This is a genomic window from Ralstonia pickettii, from assembly GCF_000607165.1.
GTDB lineage: Bacteria > Pseudomonadota > Gammaproteobacteria > Burkholderiales > Burkholderiaceae > Ralstonia > Ralstonia holmesii.
In genome coordinates, this window is the sequence record NZ_JFZG01000034.1 from 92,549 (window position 1) to 110,970 (window position 18,422).

General features: G+C 58.4%; 22 protein-coding genes. 18 read left to right on the plus strand and 4 right to left on the minus strand.

Annotated elements, in window-relative coordinates; all coding sequences use genetic code 11:
- Window positions 1-79: 79 nt before the first annotated feature.
- Both BG83_RS0126585 and BG83_RS29765 read left to right on the plus strand, forming a co-directional pair.
- Window positions 80-607, plus strand: coding sequence for a hypothetical protein (locus BG83_RS0126585; protein ID WP_024979611.1), 528 nt, complete (start codon window positions 80-82; stop codon window positions 605-607).
- Between the two features lie 77 nt (window positions 608-684).
- Entirely contained in the window at window positions 685-822 is a 138-nt protein-coding gene (locus BG83_RS29765) for a hypothetical protein (RefSeq protein ID WP_182557887.1), read from the plus strand.
- A 460-nt stretch (window positions 823-1,282) separates the two neighbouring features.
- On the opposite strand, the gene BG83_RS0126600 is transcribed toward BG83_RS29765, so the two are convergent.
- The 3 genes from BG83_RS0126600 to BG83_RS0126610 all read right to left on the minus strand — a co-directional run bounded on the left by BG83_RS0126600 (window position 1,283) and on the right by BG83_RS0126610 (window position 6,204).
- On the minus strand, window positions 1,283-4,450 hold the full coding sequence (locus tag BG83_RS0126600) for a helicase-related protein (RefSeq protein WP_024979613.1): 3,168 nt from the start codon (window positions 4,448-4,450) through the stop codon (window positions 1,283-1,285).
- The gene (locus BG83_RS0126605) at window positions 4,447-5,268 is read right to left on the minus strand and encodes a hypothetical protein (protein WP_024979614.1); all 822 of its coding nucleotides are present in this window, start codon (window positions 5,266-5,268) and stop codon (window positions 4,447-4,449) included. Before BG83_RS0126605 ends, BG83_RS0126600 begins: the two co-directional genes overlap by 4 nt.
- Window positions 5,269-5,382: 114 nt before the next feature.
- Window positions 5,383-6,204 (minus strand): hypothetical protein, encoded by an 822-nt coding sequence (locus BG83_RS0126610; RefSeq protein ID WP_024979615.1) that lies wholly within the window; start codon window positions 6,202-6,204, stop codon window positions 5,383-5,385.
- 369 nt (window positions 6,205-6,573) lie between these two features.
- Here BG83_RS0126610 and BG83_RS28210 point away from each other — a divergent pair, with 369 nt between their 5' ends.
- The 16 genes from BG83_RS28210 to BG83_RS0126685 all read left to right on the plus strand — a co-directional run bounded on the left by BG83_RS28210 (window position 6,574) and on the right by BG83_RS0126685 (window position 17,817).
- Window positions 6,574-7,200 carry a hypothetical protein gene (locus BG83_RS28210; RefSeq protein WP_231973470.1) on the plus strand — a complete coding sequence of 209 codons (627 nt, stop codon included), beginning with the start codon at window positions 6,574-6,576 and terminating at the stop codon, window positions 7,198-7,200.
- Window positions 7,201-7,317: 117 nt separating this feature from the next.
- Window positions 7,318-7,911 (plus strand): hypothetical protein, encoded by a 594-nt coding sequence (locus BG83_RS0126620; protein ID WP_024979616.1) that lies wholly within the window; start codon window positions 7,318-7,320, stop codon window positions 7,909-7,911.
- 105 nt (window positions 7,912-8,016) lie between these two features.
- Complete coding sequence (locus BG83_RS0126625) at window positions 8,017-8,190, plus strand: hypothetical protein (protein WP_235193286.1); 174 nt, start codon at window positions 8,017-8,019, stop codon at window positions 8,188-8,190.
- A 1-nt stretch (window position 8,191) separates the two neighbouring features.
- Window positions 8,192-9,025 carry a hypothetical protein gene (locus tag BG83_RS0126630; RefSeq protein WP_024979618.1) on the plus strand — a complete coding sequence of 278 codons (834 nt, stop codon included), beginning with the start codon at window positions 8,192-8,194 and terminating at the stop codon, window positions 9,023-9,025.
- Between the two features lie 53 nt (window positions 9,026-9,078).
- A complete protein-coding gene (locus tag BG83_RS0126635; RefSeq protein ID WP_024979619.1) occupies window positions 9,079-9,405 on the plus strand; it encodes a hypothetical protein in 327 nt (108 codons plus the stop codon).
- A gap of 20 nt (window positions 9,406-9,425) precedes the next feature.
- Complete coding sequence (locus BG83_RS0126640; RefSeq protein WP_024979620.1) at window positions 9,426-10,166, plus strand: prepilin peptidase; 741 nt, start codon at window positions 9,426-9,428, stop codon at window positions 10,164-10,166.
- Window positions 10,167-10,342: 176 nt separating this feature from the next.
- On the plus strand, window positions 10,343-12,118 hold the full coding sequence (locus tag BG83_RS0126645; RefSeq protein WP_024979621.1) for a PRTRC system ParB family protein: 1,776 nt from the start codon (window positions 10,343-10,345) through the stop codon (window positions 12,116-12,118).
- A gap of 116 nt (window positions 12,119-12,234) precedes the next feature.
- Entirely contained in the window at window positions 12,235-12,738 is a 504-nt protein-coding gene (locus tag BG83_RS0126650) for a PRTRC system protein E (RefSeq protein WP_024979622.1), read from the plus strand.
- Between the two features lie 12 nt (window positions 12,739-12,750).
- Entirely contained in the window at window positions 12,751-12,963 is a 213-nt protein-coding gene (locus BG83_RS0126655) for a PRTRC system protein C (RefSeq protein WP_024979623.1), read from the plus strand.
- 3 nt (window positions 12,964-12,966) lie between these two features.
- Window positions 12,967-13,194, plus strand: a complete 228-nt coding sequence (locus tag BG83_RS29770; protein WP_162634492.1) for a hypothetical protein — start codon at window positions 12,967-12,969, stop codon at window positions 13,192-13,194.
- 155 nt (window positions 13,195-13,349) lie between these two features.
- On the plus strand, window positions 13,350-14,237 hold the full coding sequence (locus tag BG83_RS0126660; RefSeq protein ID WP_231973468.1) for a hypothetical protein: 888 nt from the start codon (window positions 13,350-13,352) through the stop codon (window positions 14,235-14,237).
- 1 nt (window position 14,238) lies between these two features.
- Window positions 14,239-14,970, plus strand: coding sequence for a PRTRC system protein B (locus BG83_RS0126665; RefSeq protein ID WP_231973466.1), 732 nt, complete (start codon window positions 14,239-14,241; stop codon window positions 14,968-14,970).
- A 14-nt stretch (window positions 14,971-14,984) separates the two neighbouring features.
- Window positions 14,985-15,608, plus strand: a complete 624-nt coding sequence (locus BG83_RS0126670) for a PRTRC system protein A (protein ID WP_259394443.1) — start codon at window positions 14,985-14,987, stop codon at window positions 15,606-15,608.
- The gene (locus BG83_RS0126675; protein ID WP_024979627.1) at window positions 15,598-16,368 is read left to right on the plus strand and encodes a PRTRC system ThiF family protein; all 771 of its coding nucleotides are present in this window, start codon (window positions 15,598-15,600) and stop codon (window positions 16,366-16,368) included. The genes BG83_RS0126670 and BG83_RS0126675 overlap by 11 nt, the downstream gene beginning before the upstream one ends.
- Before the next feature lie 261 nt (window positions 16,369-16,629).
- Window positions 16,630-16,968, plus strand: a complete 339-nt coding sequence (locus BG83_RS0126680) for a hypothetical protein (protein ID WP_152543766.1) — start codon at window positions 16,630-16,632, stop codon at window positions 16,966-16,968.
- A 144-nt stretch (window positions 16,969-17,112) separates the two neighbouring features.
- The gene (locus BG83_RS0126685) at window positions 17,113-17,817 is read left to right on the plus strand and encodes an SOS response-associated peptidase (protein WP_024979629.1); all 705 of its coding nucleotides are present in this window, start codon (window positions 17,113-17,115) and stop codon (window positions 17,815-17,817) included.
- Here BG83_RS0126685 and BG83_RS0126690 read toward each other — a convergent pair.
- Window positions 17,814-18,203 (minus strand): hypothetical protein, encoded by a 390-nt coding sequence (locus BG83_RS0126690; RefSeq protein ID WP_024979630.1) that lies wholly within the window; start codon window positions 18,201-18,203, stop codon window positions 17,814-17,816. The two genes, BG83_RS0126685 and BG83_RS0126690, sit on opposite strands and share 4 nt — an antisense overlap.
- Between the last annotated feature and the right edge of the window lie 219 nt (window positions 18,204-18,422).

Genomic DNA, 18,422 nt, shown 5'->3' on the forward strand with positions numbered 1-18,422 from the left:
TTGTGTGTCTGTCACCCCCGGGGCGCCACTTTTTCCCCTGGGGAGACGTGGTGGCTCCAAGTTTCCTTTGGAGAACCACATGTTTCAGAAATTGCTCCGCACTCGCTTGGTTTCCTTTGTCGTTCGTCAGGCTCTGGAATCAGGCGAAAAGCGCGTATGGACGATGACATCCAGCGGTGCTCCTTATGGGTACCGCAATTTCGTTAGCTCGGATGAGCAGGCAGGGGTGATTGTCGAGTGGTGCCTGGAGTCCACGCATGACGCGGATTTGATCCGTCGACTGCAGGTCTTCCACACCACGATCAAAGGTGCGACTGTCGTCGCCTTCGTGGATTCCATTGAAGATCGCAAGCAGTTGCGGTTTTCGTGGATCCGTTATCTCGGGTTCCAACCGGCCCCAACGACTGCAACGAAGACGAAGGTCATCGTTGCACCGAAGATGGCCGAGCAGATGTTCCGAGAACCGGTTGCTGAGGCGCGCGAGCGTCACCTTCAACTGGCTGAAACTGGCAAGTGGGTCTACACCGCGCCGTTTATCAAGTCCGAACCCTTCTACAAGAGGATTCTGGGCAAGATCACGCAGGTTGCAACACTCGCTTTGCGCTGATGTACGTCGTTCCCATCCGGGGCTCCATTGTCCCGGTAGGGGCAGTGGCGCTCCCTTCAACCGAAAGGAGTTCCACCATGTACACCTCGTTCGAGGCTCAAAGCCGCAGGCACGTGATTTCGACAACGGATTCGCGCCGCGTCTACCGGCTCAATGGTTCTGTGCTGACTGATATCAAGGTCAACGGCAAATGGGTGACCGTTTCCGTGGCCTGATCTGTTGGCCAGTGCCGTTCAGGTCTCCACCATCCCGCTTGCGGGATGGTGGTGTCCTTCCCAGCACAATTGAAACCTCCTCTCCTCCTACCTGCAGTCCCCCCCACTTCCAGATGTTTTCCCTCCCCAGCGCTTTGCTGCTTTCGCGGCAATCTGAGCTGTAGTTTCGCTCGCCCAAAAAAAACGCCCCAGGGATGTCCCCGGGGCGTTGCGCTTCTGCTGTTGCTAGTCGTCGGCTTCCTGCGCGCGGTGTAGCTCTGTTACCACTGCACCGGAGCACCGCCAACCTTCGTACTCGCTCTCGGCTAGCCGGTGGACCAGCCGATCGAGTACAACCCGGCTCACCTGGCCGTTCCCATCCTTGAATGTGCCAAGAATGTTGGCGACAACGGGCTGGGACTGACCGGGTCTCCGGATCACAACCGATTCGCTCCCGATTGAGACCGTGGGGAGAATCGGCTTAAGCCGCGATGCGTTGCTGAGCATGCGACACCTCCTTTTCGAGATACTTGCGTAGATCGAGCGCGTGAACGCCCACTAGCTTGGACAGGTCACTGCAGAATCGCCGGAAGATCACGTCCATGTGCAGGAATTCCTGATCGAACGTGGTCGGCGTGCCCCAATCGAAGCCGGCGTTGAAGCTGTCGGCCTTATAGGACACTACTTGTTGCATATACGAATCGATTGAGTGTTCGGTGATGGCGTGGTGCACCTTCACTTCATCCCACTCGTTCTCGTCGCGCAGCGCCCGGGCGATCGCCTGACTCTCCTTTCGTGCGGACCAGCTTTTGTCAGCCAGTAGCACGTCACTGCATTGAGGGATGTTGGTGCCTTCCCCGATACTGCCGTATGTCACCAAAGCAACCGGAACTGTTCCTTTCCGAAATCGCTCCTCGAACTCGGCGTTCCGACGTTTGATCGTCTTGCCGCCGTGGATCACCACTGAATCGATGTGGCGCTTGGCTAAGTGGCGTGCAACCAGTTCTGCATTCCCGGGGTAGCCGGTGAACATTATTGGCCGCCTACGCAGATCCACGAGCTCTTCAATCTTGTCGATACAGAAGCGTTGCTTGCTCGTCAGAGGTGCATACCCCTTGGTCGCCTTCGGATGCTGCGGGAAATTGTTGGCAATCTCCACAGCCTTGATGCGAGCAAGAATGGTGACGAGGTTGTTTCGCTTCCCTTCGTCAAGACCTTCCAGATACCACTTGGAGAAGTCCTCCGACACGACCAGGTAATGCAGAAGATGGTCCATGTCGAATTCAATCAGGTGTGTCTCTGGTGTCGGCTCAGGAATCGAGACGCACGAAGCTACGTCGGGTTCCTTGGCCACGCGGCGCTTGATCCACGGTGCCAACATCCTGCGGTATTCAGCTAGGTTGGCGATCCGGGGTACTTCGCGCTTTGCACCCTTGAGTTCATCTTCGAACTCGCGGGTGACCCAGACAAACTCACAGAACGTGTTCAACACGCGATCAATACCTCGCTCAGCCAGTGCCATGGAGTGGCGCAGACTGGGGTCAAGGTAGTACCGGCGATACCCGTACGGCTGGGCCGCTGTTCCATCTCCCCCTGCGAATGCCAATAGACCGTGACAGTCGCGCGGATAGTTGCCCGCCGGCGTACCGGTGAGTGGGAACTTGCGCTTCGCCGACACCTGCCAAACGGCGCCGGTTTGATCGGTATCGATGTTCCCGAGAAAATGAGCCTCGTCGGGAATAATCGTGCCGACGCGTCGCCTCAACTTCTTGGCGTACGTCATGCGCGGCCGCTCTGGAGTAATGGGAGCTTTCAGCCGATCCACCGAAATGATGTTGATCCGACGCAGGGACTGCAGATGCGCCGGCGTCTCGATCACCTGCCAGAGTTCGCCATCAAGGCAAATCTTGCGGATCTCGATCAGCATCTCGTCGACCAAGGCCGCCTTGAGAACGACCAGCGAATGTTTGCCCCCAAGAAGCAAGGCAATCGCCAGCGCTGCGCGAGCTTTGCCTAGAGCCATAGCCCAGGCAACCACGCCGCCCCGCTTCAGTGCCAGTTCCACCAGGTCGTCGACCTGATATCCGCGAGTCAGCCAGGTATCGATCCCGAGAGAGCGGATCCGAGCCCGCCAGACTGCAGCAAGCTCCGGATTCTGAACGGCGAGGCCTGGGTAGACCTCTTTCCATTCTGATGCCGCCTCCTTCTGGATCAAATCGAAGCGCGCCAAGATGTCCTCGTATGGCAGGACGTATTGCTTCCCTTGGTACTCGAAACGATGCCTGCCGTGCTCGACCTCCACGAAGCTGACCGTGGTACCGGCTTTGATCACTGCAGATCCCCATTTCGTAGGATCGACCAGATGATCCTTCTTGGCGGTTCCCTGCATCGGCCCCTCAGTGTCGGAACCCGTGCCAGGCATCAGCACTGTATGTCGGAAAGGCGTCTTCTGCGTCGCCGTCACCTTGATCTGACTCCGCAGGTAGCGAAGCAAGCCGGCATCGACTACCGGAGTACCGCCCGCACGTCCAATGACTGCGATGAAGTCCCAAAAGCTCTTCATCGGATCCGGCTGTGCTAGATGGATCTGCAGGTCCAGGACACCTTGACCAACGTATTTCACTTCGCGCGGATATCGGTGTTCCTCGTGGGGCCTGTGGGCGCCGATGCGGTCTTGGTATACCGCGTTCAGCACGAGTGCTTCTGTCAGCCCACACCTGAACTTCAGCTTGATCCAACGGCCGTCATGGCACACCCGAACAGCGGGATCGCCTGTGACGGGCCGGCTGATAGCAGGCCCCGATTTCTCCGATTCCAAGTGCTTGAGCCGAGGCTCGCGGCGGATGCCTCCAAACAAGCTTGGAGCCTCCACAGCTGCGCTAAGGTCAGTTACGCGTTGCCGTGTGGCGGGCATTGCGTGAAAGGCCGTGTCAAACAGTGCCACGGTCACGCGAACAGTTGCGTTTTCCTCCCGGAAAACGTCTTGCGGCATGTCGTACATCGCCAGCAGTCGTCGGAACTGATGCTTGGAGTGCTCATTGACCGATTTGAGGTAGACCTCGTCGGCCAGTGTCGTTGGCAGTATCGCGACAACCCACTTTGCCGCGCTAAGCGCTTGGTAAAGTGCATACTCATCACTGCGCGCGCTCGTGCTGGGGCCAAAGGCCCCGTACGAAGTGCACTCGTATGGCGCCAGGAACGGGCTCTGAAGGTTGATAGAGAAGGGCGGATTGATCAGGCAAACGTCAAAATCTTTCGGCCGGATCGATTCCATTCCTGTATGGATGAATTCATACGTGAACCCTGCCTCCCTTGCAGCCTCTCCTAGCGCTGCAATACAACCCTCATCGACGTCCACCCCGTACAGCGAGTGGATTTCAGGGTTTGCCCAGTGCAGCAATCGCCCGCTGCCGACGCTGTTGTCGAGCACGCTCAGCTTCAGCGCCTTTCCTTCAGCAATGCCTTCTTCTTCCGCGATCCTGTTCATCGACGGTTCCACAAGGCGCCAACAGAACTGCGACAGTGCCACAGTGGTGAAGAACTGACTTTGGTGGACTTGTCGAGCTTCGTGAAGCCCGGCAAGTGAGCCCGCTTTTGCCGTCATTGATCCTTTTGATCGGATCTCGAGCAAGCTGCTTGCCCAGCTCATGCTGCCTCCGATACCGGCGTAAAGCCGAACTCACCGAGGAAGAGTTGCAGCTTCTCGGACGCCTTAGCATCGAATGCAAACTCGAACCGGTTGTAGAAGGTGGTTATTTTGATTTGGCCACCTTCGACGTTGCCGTAGGTAAATGCCTCGCGCGAGTGCACCTGATCACCACGTTGTGACCACACGTTCAGGAACGTACTCATGCCGTGCTGAAGCGCAAACATGTCGCCCCAAGAAGCAAACGACTTCAGGGCAATCAGCGTACGAGTCAGCCGTTGGGCGTTACCCCAGTCGATGGTGTAGCGAGTGCTGTACTTCTGCGTGGCACGAATGTCGAGATTGAGAACGATCCCGCCTCTGCGGCGCTCGACGCCCGTCTCTGGCTTGATGCGGAACTCATCGATAAGGACAGAAGAGGCTTGCTGGTACGCATTCTTTGCGCCATTGCCTCCACCGTACCGCTTCTCAAGTTCCTGCCAGAAGACGTGTGCATCGAACTCCGTCCGCTTCTCATCGGAAAAACCAACAGCTTCAGCGATTTCGCTCCAGTTGATTTCGAGTCGAGACGAGGAACTCGGAGAGTACTCGTTGATCGCGACTTGAGTCAGCCTTTGCATCAGCCCGGTTGCGGCTTTACGCAGATGCTTGCGTTGGTCGATCTCGTCGTACTCCGGAAGAGCGGTCATGAAGCGTTCGCTTCCGAACATCGCAGTTTCGACTTTGCGCAGACGAGTGATTTCCTTTCCATGCCCCAGAATTGTTTGAGCAACTTCTTCCCAGTACTTCTGGGTGGCATCGATCAGTTCACGAACTTCCATGTTTTTCTCCAGCGGTTTTGGGAGAAACACACGGCCCCCCAAGGGCGCATGTGTCCCTCTAGGGTTACGGTGCAATGCACCTTGCAGTGTCTGGTAGAAGCGTCCTACCCGGACTCAATCTGCCGTTTGTAGCGGCGCGAAATAGAACTCGCCCAGGAAGAGGGCAAGCGGTTCTGCAACAGGGCGCTCGAACATCCACTCGAATGACGTTTGGTAGGTCACGAGCTTGATTCGACCTTCCTGCGCGGAGCCAAGTTTGAAAGCCTCACGGGACTTAACGCCAGCTGGGTAGCTGAAATGCGGTACCAATTTGGCGATGTCCTCTGCCAATCCAGGTTTGCCCGCCCAAATTGCAAAGCTAGCAAGCGCTGGGAGCACTTCCAGCCGGAGTGTTTCGCTCTCGGCATGACCGAGCACCGGCACGCTGTAGGACTTGTCCACGTAGCGAATATCCCGCGTGAGCTGAATGCAGCCATTCTTGGTGAGTACGTCGTCCCCCGCGGAGAGAGAGAAGTACTTCCCAAGCGATTCGCCGCGTTTCTTGTAGGCGAGTGTGTGACCGATGCCATCCCTGTACTTCGCCTCGAGTGCGCTCCACAGGCCGCTTGGGCTAAAGGATCCGGGCTTTGCCCGATACCCAAGTTCATCGATCAGTTCTTTGCTGTGCAGCTCTAAAGGTGTCGCTGGGTTTGGAGAAAACTCCCGGACTGCATGGGCGAGCAACTCTTGAATAAGCCGCCAGGCCGCTGACTCGATCCCGTCCTCCGCGGCACGTGTTACGTACTCGGAAGAGGGGCTCGCGTGAGCGGCGTCGCTGGCCATTGCCAGTTCTACCTTGTAGCGATGGTCAAGCTCCAGACGGTCGCGAGCCTGCTGCAGCATGAGATCCTTGTAGGACGCCCAGTACTGCTCCATGCAGTCGATGAAATGGTTCATTGATGTCTCCTGATTGATGGAAGACACCATGCCCCTTGAGGGGAGCGTGATGTCCCCCCGAAGGGAAAGTGGCGCAAGGTGCGCCTAGAAAGGGCTAGGTACGGTCCAGCTACCGGATCAAGGATCGAGGTCGAGTATACCAGCAATTTCCTACCAGGAAATCGAGTTTCGTTGCTGTGCCTCGCCAGTGGAATCGACGTTATTGGGACCGAAAGAGGGCCGGGATGCGGGCTCTTTACGAGTGGTTGGCGAGCCAACGCGACCAGATAATTGAACTATCCAAGATTAGGTTGGCTGAACTGCGCGCGAGCGGGGGAATCGGTCGCAAACCTGATCTCCACCCTGAATCTTCGTGGCGCGCAAACCTACATGATGGACCTGGAAGACGATTTCCCAGCTTCTGATCCGACAAGGATGACCCTATTCGGTCGTTCATTCGACGTGAATCTACCGTTGCGCGTGCTCATGGTGGCTGTGGTGATCCTAGTGGCTTGGACCACGTACACCGGTACTCACCCCGACATCGAATTTCCGTCCGGAGCGCCCGTTGACACCAAAAGCGACTCTTCTTCTGTTGCGGCGGTCGCGGGTGGAGACGCCCCTCAACCGGAGGTAAAGATTGGCGCGAAGTCGACGCTACCAGCGCAAGCGGGCGGCCTCCTTCGTCAGCAGTTCTATTCAGCCTACATGGCCGCCTGCCTCATCAATGCCAAAGCTGGCAAGACTTTGCCTGAAGTCGAGATGTCGCCGCAGCTCGTCAACCGCAAGGTGGCCACCGTCATGAACTTGCCGATTGTGTACACGGCAATCGGCGATTCGGCGTTCAGTCTCACCGTTGGCGGGAACGTCCCCGACGACATCCGATTCTCTGCTGAGTACGCGGAGATCGTAGCCAAAGGACGGCGCATCACGCCGAAATCCTGCGAGAGCGTCGCCGAAGAGCTTCGTGCGCTCTCTGCGCAACAGGGCGGCGGTGCACCTTTAGGCAATCGCTAAACAACTATTGATTGGCTCACAGGTACGGCGCATGGGCCCTCGGTTGATATCAACCACGAAATGCAATTTAGTTTCCGCAACCGATAACCAGGGATGACCTGATTGGAGTCGAAAAGCATGAATGCAACCACGGGTTCCTCACTGCTAAAGTTAATAGAGATTTACGACACTGACGCCGATGATGAAGTCGGCGGGCAAGACTTGCCGTATTTGGTGACGGCTAGCTACGACGGCGACTATCAGGCGGCCGTCGACCTGATTCGCGGCGACAAGTCTTTGGTCGCATTCAACGTTCAACCCGCCGTCGAGCGGTGCAAGCTTCCCGGGCACGTGGAGTTCAGCACGTTCGAATCCCTAGACACGATCTACCGGTTTTTTGGCGGGCCTCGCCCGCTATCGCCAGACCAAGAGCTCTCGAGGCGCTATTGGCAGAGCACCTACGCGCGCACCGTCGGCGAGCTACGCGCAGCACTCGCTAACTTCCCCGACGACTTCCCGCTAATTCACACCGGGCACGACGGGCAACGCGAGGCCATGAATCGGCTCGGCGTCCATGTCACGACGAACGAATGGGAATGGACTACTCCCGAGCATCCGGCTTACGGCCGATACTCAGGATGGGCGATGCGGATCAATGCGGTTGACCTCTTTGAATGGAATCAGATCGCATCCGGATTGTGGACGAATAAGCGGCACGCTGATATCGACTAGGCGTTTGGAAATCGGGAAGACAAGGTGACGTCTCAACGTTGATATCAACCACGAGACCCGGATACCCGAAATATTCAATATGGTGGTGGGAGGAGTCACATGGCTATGACGGCAGCAGACGTGGTCGTGGATCGCACCTACGAGTGCACAGACGGGGAGTTGGGCGGTGAGGTCACCGTGCGAAGTATTAGCGGGGGCCACATTTACTTCGATGGCGATGTCGAGGGCTTCGCCCTGATGCACAACTTCATTTGCTCGTACAAGCCTGCGCTGAACTGACATGCTATTCGGACGACTAGTTGAATGGGGCGCCGTTGCGTCCGGTGCTATCGAGCCAGACAACTTTGCCGCGGCACGCGAGCGGTACGAAGCCATCTGCCTTGAACTCGGTATCAAGAGGGCGCCGGAACTGCGCCTAGCCAAAAAAGTATCTCTCTTGAGCAAGATCGTGGTCGGCGACTGGCGCCGGCGTGACCGTTTCCGCGTGGCCGCTTTCCATGAGGTACCGACTGACGAGTTCTTCCTGCATGAGCTCGCTCACTGGGCGTGTCTCAGTTACGGGGGCTACCGTGGCTACCATGGAACGCCGTTCCTCACGCTCCTCCAACTCTTCTATGAGTTCTACTGGGAAGGGGAGGTCCCGGATGTGATTGAGGCGACTGTCCGTGACGACTGGCCAAAATACATTCGCGAAGAGACCCGGGCGAAGGCGATTGCAGACGCCCGTGCCGCAGTCGAGGGCATCAAAGCTCGCCTCACGTGGGAGGATGGAGCCAATCCCAGCGCTGACTTCTTGGCGCGTGAAGTCAGAAAGGCGTTTCCCCAGCAGTCCACAGGTGGAATCACCGTGCTTGACCGGGTTGTGTTGGAGGATCTGGTCAAGACCCAGCGAGACGGGCTTTTCACGCTGGCGGTTTGGGCGTGCTTGGCGACACTTGCGTTCGCCTTTGCTGCGTTGGAGCTCGCGCCGAATGCCGTAACAAGTGGCCTGATACTGGTTACCGGGTTGTTGACTGTTGCGACGGTGGCAATCATCGCCGCCAATGACCTTTCGCGGCGAATTGGCCGTTGGTGGGCTGGCCTTCGGGCACGCTTTGTTTGGGGGCACCAGTAGGGCTGGTATCTTGGCGTCGGCGGCGTAAGCTGTTCCAAAACCAAGGGAGCTAGATGCAGATCCAGAAGCGATTCAAGGTCGGTTCGACGCCAATCCGACCCACCATGCCCGGTCATCTTCTGCTGGCCGACGACAAGATTCTCATGGCCGAATCGGTCGAAGGCGAACTGGCGCTCCGTGTGATCGAAAAGGGCGGGCGCGAAAGTTACGCGCTGCGCATCCGGCAAGGCGAGATGGCCAACCGAATGCGCTGCAGACGTGGCCAAATCACTCTACAGCACGATGCTGGTATGTACCGGTGCCATATCGAAGCTGAAGAAGCGGAAGTTTCAGACTTTTTTGCGAGCATGCCAGAAGGGTTCTTGCTCGCGGAGCATTGAGCTAGTAGGCGAGGATCCGGATGGAAGTTCCAGTCGTTTTGGGGGCCACTATTTTGGGCCTGGTGGCCGGCGGCTGCAGCATTGCATTGGCGGGATGGATTCCACGATTCCTCGAAGCGCAATGGAGTGTCGACGAAGACGGCGTTGGGGAGGGGCTGGGTGTATTTCTGGCGGCGCTCTCCCGCATGAAACCTCCGAGTACGTGGGCTTCTTGGTCCACCTTTGTAGTCTGCTGCACTCTCCTCGCAGGTGCAGGCCTGCTAGCAGCATGGCGATGGGATTCGCCGGCGACTATCGGACTTTTTGTCCTGTATGCAGCCATGCTCGCGACCTGCGCGCTAGTCGATGCAGAGCATCAAATCATTCCAGACGTCATAGTGTTACCGCTGCTGTGGGGTGGGCTGCTGGCCAATTGTGCGGGCACATTCGTCCCGTTGCAGTCAGCCGTGATTGGTGCTGTCACTGGCTACAGTGCACTTTGGGGGCTGAACTTACTTTTCCAGCTTACCGCTGGACAGTCCGGTATGTACAAAGGCGACTTCAAGATGTTTGCCGCCATCGGTGCCTGGAGCGGTGCGCCGGCGCTGTTGGCCGTCTTGACGACGGCCTTGCTGCTTTTCGCTCTAGTGGCGGGAGTGAGCTTGATGGCTCGGGGCGCTGGTCGCAGGGAGACCCCTTTCGGGCCATATCTGGCCATCGCAGGAGTAGCGGTGCTGGCGTTGTGCGACACCGCTAGCCTTTTCGGCCATCTGTTGCCGTAAACGAGTTTTTTGCCCTAAAATCGGTCTAATTTCTTGGCGGGAAGCAGCAATGGTCCCGTCAGAATGCGCAGCTGGGCGCAACTAGCCAAACGACGACAAGTCGACACTTTCAACCCTGGTGGGATTCATGATCCCACGCGGGGCATGGATTCTGCCTCTGTACTTCAGGAGAATCCATGCAACTCTCAACCGAGACCTCTCTGGTCCCCACTGCACCCTTGCCAGACGCAGGCGCTGTTATGCCGGAAGACAGGGCACAAGCAGTTAACTGGGAACTGGCTCCGGGGGGCGCGAACTTCATCTTTGCCCGCATCGGCGATGTTCGCGTGGTCTATAACCCACGTCAGTTCTTTGAGCCGCAGGCGATGGCTGAGTTGGTTCAGTCCATCAAGTCTCAGGGCATTCTGCAGCCCATCTTGGTCCGTCCGAAGGATGGGTACCTCGAACTCATCGCAGGCGAACGTCGCCTACGTGGCGCGCACGAAGCGTATGGGCCCGACGGGGTAATCCCAGCTTTCTCGCGGGAGATGACCGATGCGGAGGCCGCTGCCGCTGCCGCCGCTGAAAATATCCAGCGCGAAGGTATGTCGGCCACCGAAGAATCGGGTGCCGCGGTTACGGCGATGGGCCTCTACGGTGGTGATCGCAATGAGGTGGCGAAGCGGCTCGGGTGGTCAATGCCCAAGCTGGAAAGCCGCCTCGCGCTGCAAAACTGCATCCCCGCTGTTCAGGACGCGTTGAATGAGCGCAAGATCCTGCTCGGTCATGCTGAGCTGCTCGCAGCCGTTCCGAAGAACGTACAGGCCCAGATTCTTCCGCTCATCATCGAGAAGAAAGTCTCGGTCCCCGATCTGAGGACTGAGCTGGCAGCGCAGGCTTTGCGGCTCGACAACGCGCGCTTTGACAAGAGCGAGTGCGTTTCCTGCCATCACAATTCGGCCAATCAGCGCGCGCTTTTTGCGGAGGCTATCGACGATGGTCGCTGCACGAAGAAATCGTGCTTCGATGCGAAGAACGAAGCGCTGATCGAATCCGTGAAAAAGAGCCTGGAAGGGCAGTATCAACGCATCCAGGTGGTCCGCCCCGGCGACAACCAGACGGTAATCGCCCTCAAGGCGGACGGCGACACGGGCGTCGGCGCCGAACAGGCAGATGCCTGCAAGGGGTGTGCGAACTTCGGTGCCCTGATCTCTGCGGTGCCCGGCAAGGTTGGCCAGACGTTCCCGAACTATTGCATGGACGTTGCATGCAACAAGGAAAAGAACAAGGCCTATCTGGCCACGCTCGCTCCGGTTTCGACCGGCCCGGGCAAGGGTTCTGCGTCGACATCCGGGAAATCGGGTGCTGGCAGCAGCGCCGCCCAGAAAGGGAAGACGGGTGCCAAACCGAGTATCTCGGCAGTGTCGCCTCGCGTGAAGGAATATCGCGAGAAGACCTGGCGGGAGGTCGTGCGCACCGTGATTCTGCGCAGCTCGGCCAAAACGGACGTGCTCATCATCACTCTCGCCGCGCAAGGGCTGCTGCGTCATATCGACGACAGCGCTCTCGCTGAGCAGGTTCGCAAGGCGAGCGGGGGTAAGGTTGGTAACGGCGTCAAGCTGAAAGACAGCCTGGACGTTGTACAAGGCCTCGATGAGACGCCGCGCGGCCGCCTGCTGGACATGGTCGCCTGGTCGGTCGTCGATAAGATCCAGATGTCCGAGGTGAAGGCGCTTGCATCGTTCCTCGGTGTGGACTTCGCCAGTCACTGGAAAGTCTGCTCGGGTCTGATGGAGGTGATGACGAAGGCGGAGATCGAAAGCCTGTGCCAAGAGATCGGCCTGAAACAGCACCTCGACAAGAAGTTCTCCAAGATCATGTCGGGCAAGCGAGACGAGATGATCAAGGGGCTTCTGGCGACGTCGGATTTCGATTTCAACGGCAAGATTCCTGCCGTCATGCTGCTGAACTAAGCAGCCGTGGTTCCTGTCGCTGTCCACCGTTCTGGTGGCCAGCATTTTCTATTTCCGTTCGCGGGTTTCCCCTCTACCGAGAGGCGGAATTCGCACATGCATCCCAAGGAGTTTATATGTCCACGCTGTTCAAACAGCTGCAGTCGCTCGCCCAGCAATCGGGCGGCCGGTTGATGTTCTCGATCGTCGCTGACAAGTCCGGAAAACTGACGGTGGCCGCAATGCCAAAGTCGGATCAGAAGGATGCCAGCGAGAGCGGGCTGCTGACGCCGCTGGTGCTGACGGGTACCCCGGAGGAGCTCGATCTCGAGTTCGTCCGTTGCCTCTCGGAGTTCACGGAGCAACGTCAGTCGCTTGTCGATCAACTTGCCCAAACCAGCGCCGCACTCAATGTGGCGAAGGGGAAGGCTGTCGATAAGGCCAAGGGTGTCGCCAAGCCGGCGCCTAAGGCTGATTCGGGCATCGTTTCCGCTGGCGACTTGATCGGCGCCGAGGATGACGATGAGAGCTCTGAAGAATCGGCTGGTGCTACCACTGCCGGTGTTCAGTCTGATGACGCTGCTACCAACCAGTCCAACGCTACCGGCGGCCTGTTCGGCGGCACGCCGTTGGTGGGCTAAGGAGGACCAACCATGGCACTCACAGTCCAAACGCTGAAGCGCGTCTTCATGTACCACGGCACTCAGTTCGCCGACCCGGGCCCCTCGCTCACGCTCGAACAAGTCCGTGATGTGCTTTCCATGGCGCATCCGGACATTGCAACGGCGGAAATCGAACAAGGGGACGTGCGGGAGGATGGCACCGTTGTGTACAACGTCCGCCGCAAGGTGGGACAAAAGGGCTGAACCATGAAGCCGATGACGTTTGACGCCTGGTTTGCCCAGGCTGAAGGCTCATCGGTGGAAAAGGTGATGGGCGCGGCAGAACCTTCGGGGTCTGCTGCACCCGTGCCCGTACCACCTGAGGAGGTATCCCAATGCGTGTGCATTTTGATGGCGATGATCGCCCAGTCCAAGCGGGATCAGCCAGCCGGCCGATTTTGCCCCGCGCCCCTGGATCTTCCCATTCTTGGCTGAGACTACCGCGGCTACATAGCGATGTTCCGGTCGAGTTTGGCGGGCATCGGGGGCCGCAGTGGCTAGACGCGGTTCAATCGTTGAATGCTTGCAAGATGATTCGATCTTCTGACCTGCGTAGCTGGTATTCGCCAGGTCAGGTTTTCGAAAAGGCAATGTCCCGATGGTTCGCTGAGCGTACCGCCGGGGTTGAGGTCATCGACCTCGATCTGGTCTTCACCACGGTCAGCGATCTCTATGACAGTGGGGCGATCGCTGAGCCTATGGAGGAGGAATCGGACGGTCTTGCCGTTTTTGTGGAGATCGGCCGGTGCGGTCCTAACTTTCGTAGCCTGCGCCGTGGCTTTGAAGCGATGAATGCGATCGCTGATGGGCTGGGGCTCGCGGCAACCACGATTCTCTCTGCCGCTGGTCATCAAATCGGCTGGACGTTCGATCACAAGCACATTCTGTCCAACACGGGCTCATGCACGTATGGATGGGAAGAGTGCTACTCGGACGACGAGCTGGAGGAAGAGGGAGGTGAACCGGAGAACGAGGATGGTTCTGATGCGTTCTTCAGTTACACGCCACGGGCTTTCCGAAGGGATTGCCCGATGCCGGATCTTCTGAAGATGCCCTGCACCAAGGAGATGGATCGCTTCGTGCAGGAAGTGGCAGCGCGGCATGAAGTTCTGCCGCCACTGCTCGCTGACCTTGTCGCTTTGGTCAAGGCGCGCCGGCCCAAGAAAGCAGCTTGGCCGAACATGTGGGGAACCGACTTCACGTCGATGTACCCAGTGTTCTCCCTGGCATGGGATCACCCGGAAGCGCAATACGACGGTAAGCGGGACAACATTTTTCGGGTTTGGGACGACTACGCAAACTTGCTCACTTCGGGTGGCGAGGGCTGGTCGTACGGACTCGGATCTGAAGTGCTGTCCTGTGAGAGCCCCGCACAACTGCGAGGCACCTTGAGAACCTGGGATGCGAAATTGAAATTGCTGCGCGCGACTGATCGCCTGCTGCAGTCGATGACGGATCCCGTTGAATATGGAAATTGACATGATCAATACCCAAGTTGGAGGTGTTGGCGGGTCGCTGCGTTTGGACCACGCCATCCTCATGTACTCGGGCAGTTCCGCGGACGGCCGCCAAGGCCTTGTGACTATCAATCCTGTACGGATCGACGGTGACAACGCAGTGATTGCACCCGGGCAGCCGGCTAGTAAGGCGGCATTGATTGAAGCGCTCGACCAGTTCGCCGATCGCTCGAGCTCGCGTTCCTTGTTCCACCAGCGTGTCCTTGGTAGGGGGCCGGACTATATGGTCTGGTACACCCGTCCAGAGACGCGCCACGTGGCGTTTCGGAATAAGAGCTTCGACGGTGACAAAGCTGGAAGGTGTCCATTACCGGGCCTCGTCTTCTTCGTGAAGAATGACGCCTGGTTCGTCTTCGCTTATGCAGGTAAGGCGAGGCCGACTGAGAAGACTCGGCTGCTGCGCAGCCCTTTCTTCAACGTGTGGGAGGCGGGGCGCATCTGCGTCGGGAATATCGATCTGCCTAAGCAGCGAGTGAATGCCCCAATCGAGCAGTGGGAAGACGCGTTTTTCGGAACGTGGTTTACCCACCCGAATGTGCCGCAGGATCAGCTGCTGAAGAAGGGGGCCAACCCGTTTGTCCTCTGGAAGGAGTTGCTGGAAGGCAAGCATCAAGCCTTTCCGACGCGCGTGCTCAAGTCAGCTGGCGCTACGCTGGGTCAGATGTTCGACAAGCTGGTTCGGGGGGACGAGTGATGGATTCTCGTGACATGTTCCTTCAATCACAGTTTCCGACGCTTCCCATGTCGAAATTCGCCGATTTCGAGCGGCTCGCAGGCGTTGGGCATCGGTTCCTGGTCGGTAGCAACGGCTTGGCGCTCGAAGTCCGTCGCCCGTGGCTGTATATGCGCAAGCTGGCCATGAAGAACGAGAGCGGGTTGGTGCTTCCCTATGGGGAGGTGTCGGAAACGTTCGAGTTGCTGTGTGGCCAGGTGCCCCGCGATCTGCTTTGGCAGTTTGCGGAGCAGGCCAGCAAGGCAGGCGAAATTGAGACCGCGGCGTGGATCACATGGAGTGAGCACACCCGAAAGTTTCGATATCGGCCGCTGGTCGAGCGGAAGGCATCTTCGGCGGAGGTTGTCGTAGAACGCCCGCAGCTCGAGCCCGGTGAGCACCTTGTCGTAGACCTGCACAGCCATGGTAGTTCGCCGGCGTACTTCAGTTCGACGGACAACAAGGACGATCGAGGCGAGGTCAAGTTTTCGGTGGTATATGGTCTTTGCCACCGATGCGATCTCTCGGAGTTCGACGTTGCCGCGCGCCTGTGCGCTCTCGGCATCACGATCCCCGTGAGCGAGCAGTTCTCGCTTGAGGAGGTGCGTCATGCAGCGTGATCACATGGTGCGTTCGGAATTCCTATCGAGAAAGGTTCAGATCGTTGTGGTCGGTGCCGGCGGGAATGGTAGTGCGATGCTCGCTGCGCTGGCCACGCTGAACTACGCGATCGGCGAGCTTGGTCATCCAGGACTCGAAGTCACGGCAATCGACGGTGATACGGTTTCGCCGTCCAATGTGGGCAGGCAGGGCTTTTACCCCTGCGACGTCGGACACTTCAAGACCGACGTTATGATTCAGCGAATCAACATGGGGTTTGGTACTCAGTGGAGGTCGATGCCGGTGATGTTTGACGGGTACAACGTCGACATCTTCAAGACCGACATGGTGATTTCCTGTGTGGATTCGCGGCGTGCACGAAACCTTATCGCCAAGTCGTTTAAGCAGGGGTACTACATGGACCTCGGCAACAACGCGGCGAGCGGTCAGGTTGTCGTGGGAGAGTTCTGCAAAGGACATGGGCGCCAGGACAGACTGCCTCACGCGGTTGACCTGTTCCCCGAGATTGCCGATACGACCCTTCCTGAGGACGACCAACCGTCGTGCTCGATGGCCGAGGCGCTTGAGCGGCAGAACCTGTTCATCAACCGGATGATCGTAGGTTGGGCGTCAGAGCTTCTCTGGCAGATGTTTCGCAATGGCAAGTTGTCTTTCCACGGCAATTTCGTCAACTTGGTATCAGGGCGAGTTGCCCCGATCCCGGTGGATGACGAAGTTTGGACGCGGATGGGATATTCGCCACTGCCGAAAGCGGCGTAGCCTGATCGAAGTTCGATTTGGCTACCAGCCCCAGCCTTCCCCGATGTTGGGGGCGGCTGGGGCTTTTTTTTTTGGTCCCACGATTGTTCTCGCCACTGCTGGGCTTAACCCGGCGGGCCCAACGTTCCTCCGCGTCTGCGTGGCCAACGGGCGGAGGTCGGATTACACGATCCTATGTGCTCCGTCGGGCACGCGTATCAGCCAGGCATTGACCGGCCAGGGTGTCGCCCCGATACTGTATAAATATACAGGTACATGGAAATGCAGAATCCCGAGCGGAAGCGCTATCCGCCACTTACCCAGGCCGAAATCCGCGCCATCTACGCCGATAACCCGACGGTGGGTGTCCGCCGTCTGGTGTGGGAGATTTACTGCCTACACGTCGTGGTGAAAACCGCCGGCGCTGTGGCCCGTGCGCGTGGCCTGAAAGACCAACTCATTCCGGGTGGCTTCGACTATGTGTTGGACGAGCTGGAGCGGGTGCTCGACGGCGAGGTGTGCCTTCAGGAAAATCTGCCGTCGCTGCACATCATCAAGGAAAAGCGGCGTTATCGTTACAGCACCAAGAAGCGCAATCAACGGGTGTTCCGCCGCGATTAGCGGGGACGCGACAGTCGCCCATACGGACGAACCACGACAAGTTTCACATAGCAGGCCCGGGGCTGGCGCTATGCTGTGCCAGCTTAAGATCAGCATCTGCCAGCAATGCGTCGTACGACATCGACGCAAACGGGAGCGCGCTCAATGTGCAACAACTACAAGCCGTCAGAGATCGACCTTATTCGTAGCCTGTATCGTGTGGACTCTGCCGGCGAGGACGAGTATCCGCGCGAGACTTGGCCAGACTATGCCGCGCCGATAGTGCGCAACACGGCCGACGGCGGGCGTGAATGCGTGCTGGCCAACTTCGGGTTCGTGCCGAAACGTCGCCAGCCCGCCGGAGTGAGCTTCGATACAACGAACGCGCGTTCGGAAACTGTCGGGCAGAAACGGACTTTCGCGAAGTATTGGCATGCTGCACAACTATGTTTGGTCCCCGCACAATCCCTGTTTGAGCCCTGCTACGAGGCCGATCCAAAGAAGAGCACGCGGTACCGAATCTGGCTCAAGGACGAGGCGGATTTTGCGATCGCAGGGCTATGGCGTTCCTGGGAGGGGCGCGTGGCCGACAATACGCCGGCAAGCAACAGTTTCACGATGCTGACGGTCAACGCTGACGAGCATCCGATCATGCGCCGCATGCACGCACCCGGGAAAGAAAAGCGCAGTGTCGTTATCGTGCCGCGCAATCGCTGGGACGACTGGCTGCACTGCCGAGATCCTGAGGCGGCGCGCAGCTTTTTGACGCTGTACCCGGCGGAGTTGATGGATACAGCTCCGGCACCGCGCGCACCGCGCGGCGCAAAACCCGAGCTAGACGCCGCTACGCAAAGCGGTGAACTGTTCTAAGCCTTGTAGACCATCGTTTGCGGCGCCTGAGGGGGAACATCGAAGCCGCGAGGCGTGAGATCGAGCATTAGGTCGCTGAACACTTCGATCATCGCGTCGTTCACCTGGACGTGCTTGATCGGGAAGATCCGTTGACCATCCGCGATTGCCTGACGATAAGCCGCCGCCGGATCGCGGCTCCCTGATGCGTCAAACATCATGACGGTAAGGTAAGGCCCTTCGACGCCGTCAGGCGCTACGGTTGCTCTCAGGTAGATCTGCACGTTCACGATGACGTGCCCAGGGGGAAGAATTCCGGCCGCCTGTAGGTGCGCTGCCAAAGTGTCTCCACCACGGCTGTCTTGCGCGTACGCCGCGCCACTCCAATCGTCGTCACTTGCCGTCATGCCGCCTCCTGATTCCGGTTTTGGGTGCCAGCATGCCACACGAGCTGTGACGGCATAGCGCAAGCTTTCTGTTTGGCGCCATGCTCTTTAGCGGGCATACCAGCGAAACATTTCGGACTCCGCCCCGCATGGCGAGGAGGTGCATATCGAGCCATACGCGGAGGTATCGCTGCGAGATCTGCATGCCGCTTGCGCTGGATGCGATGCCAATAAGGGCGG

Coding starts and splice junctions, on each gene's coding strand:
- BG83_RS0126585 (WP_024979611.1), top strand. CDS start 80: ATGTTTCAGAAATTGCTCCGCACTCGCTTGGTTTCCTTTGTCGTTCGT.
- BG83_RS29765 (WP_182557887.1), top strand. CDS start 685: ATGTACACCTCGTTCGAGGCTCAAAGCCGCAGGCACGTGATTTCGACA.
- BG83_RS0126600 (WP_024979613.1), bottom strand. CDS start 4,450: ATGAGCTGGGCAAGCAGCTTGCTCGAGATCCGATCAAAAGGATCAATG.
- BG83_RS0126605 (WP_024979614.1), bottom strand. CDS start 5,268: ATGGAAGTTCGTGAACTGATCGATGCCACCCAGAAGTACTGGGAAGAA.
- BG83_RS0126610 (WP_024979615.1), bottom strand. CDS start 6,204: ATGAACCATTTCATCGACTGCATGGAGCAGTACTGGGCGTCCTACAAG.
- BG83_RS28210 (WP_231973470.1), top strand. CDS start 6,574: ATGATGGACCTGGAAGACGATTTCCCAGCTTCTGATCCGACAAGGATG.
- BG83_RS0126620 (WP_024979616.1), top strand. CDS start 7,318: ATGAATGCAACCACGGGTTCCTCACTGCTAAAGTTAATAGAGATTTAC.
- BG83_RS0126625 (WP_235193286.1), top strand. CDS start 8,017: ATGACGGCAGCAGACGTGGTCGTGGATCGCACCTACGAGTGCACAGAC.
- BG83_RS0126630 (WP_024979618.1), top strand. CDS start 8,192: ATGCTATTCGGACGACTAGTTGAATGGGGCGCCGTTGCGTCCGGTGCT.
- BG83_RS0126635 (WP_024979619.1), top strand. CDS start 9,079: ATGCAGATCCAGAAGCGATTCAAGGTCGGTTCGACGCCAATCCGACCC.
- BG83_RS0126640 (WP_024979620.1), top strand. CDS start 9,426: ATGGAAGTTCCAGTCGTTTTGGGGGCCACTATTTTGGGCCTGGTGGCC.
- BG83_RS0126645 (WP_024979621.1), top strand. CDS start 10,343: ATGCAACTCTCAACCGAGACCTCTCTGGTCCCCACTGCACCCTTGCCA.
- BG83_RS0126650 (WP_024979622.1), top strand. CDS start 12,235: ATGTCCACGCTGTTCAAACAGCTGCAGTCGCTCGCCCAGCAATCGGGC.
- BG83_RS0126655 (WP_024979623.1), top strand. CDS start 12,751: ATGGCACTCACAGTCCAAACGCTGAAGCGCGTCTTCATGTACCACGGC.
- BG83_RS29770 (WP_162634492.1), top strand. CDS start 12,967: ATGAAGCCGATGACGTTTGACGCCTGGTTTGCCCAGGCTGAAGGCTCA.
- BG83_RS0126660 (WP_231973468.1), top strand. CDS start 13,350: ATGTCCCGATGGTTCGCTGAGCGTACCGCCGGGGTTGAGGTCATCGAC.
- BG83_RS0126665 (WP_231973466.1), top strand. CDS start 14,239: ATGATCAATACCCAAGTTGGAGGTGTTGGCGGGTCGCTGCGTTTGGAC.
- BG83_RS0126670 (WP_259394443.1), top strand. CDS start 14,985: ATGTTCCTTCAATCACAGTTTCCGACGCTTCCCATGTCGAAATTCGCC.
- BG83_RS0126675 (WP_024979627.1), top strand. CDS start 15,598: ATGCAGCGTGATCACATGGTGCGTTCGGAATTCCTATCGAGAAAGGTT.
- BG83_RS0126680 (WP_152543766.1), top strand. CDS start 16,630: ATGCAGAATCCCGAGCGGAAGCGCTATCCGCCACTTACCCAGGCCGAA.
- BG83_RS0126685 (WP_024979629.1), top strand. CDS start 17,113: ATGTGCAACAACTACAAGCCGTCAGAGATCGACCTTATTCGTAGCCTG.
- BG83_RS0126690 (WP_024979630.1), bottom strand. CDS start 18,203: ATGACGGCAAGTGACGACGATTGGAGTGGCGCGGCGTACGCGCAAGAC.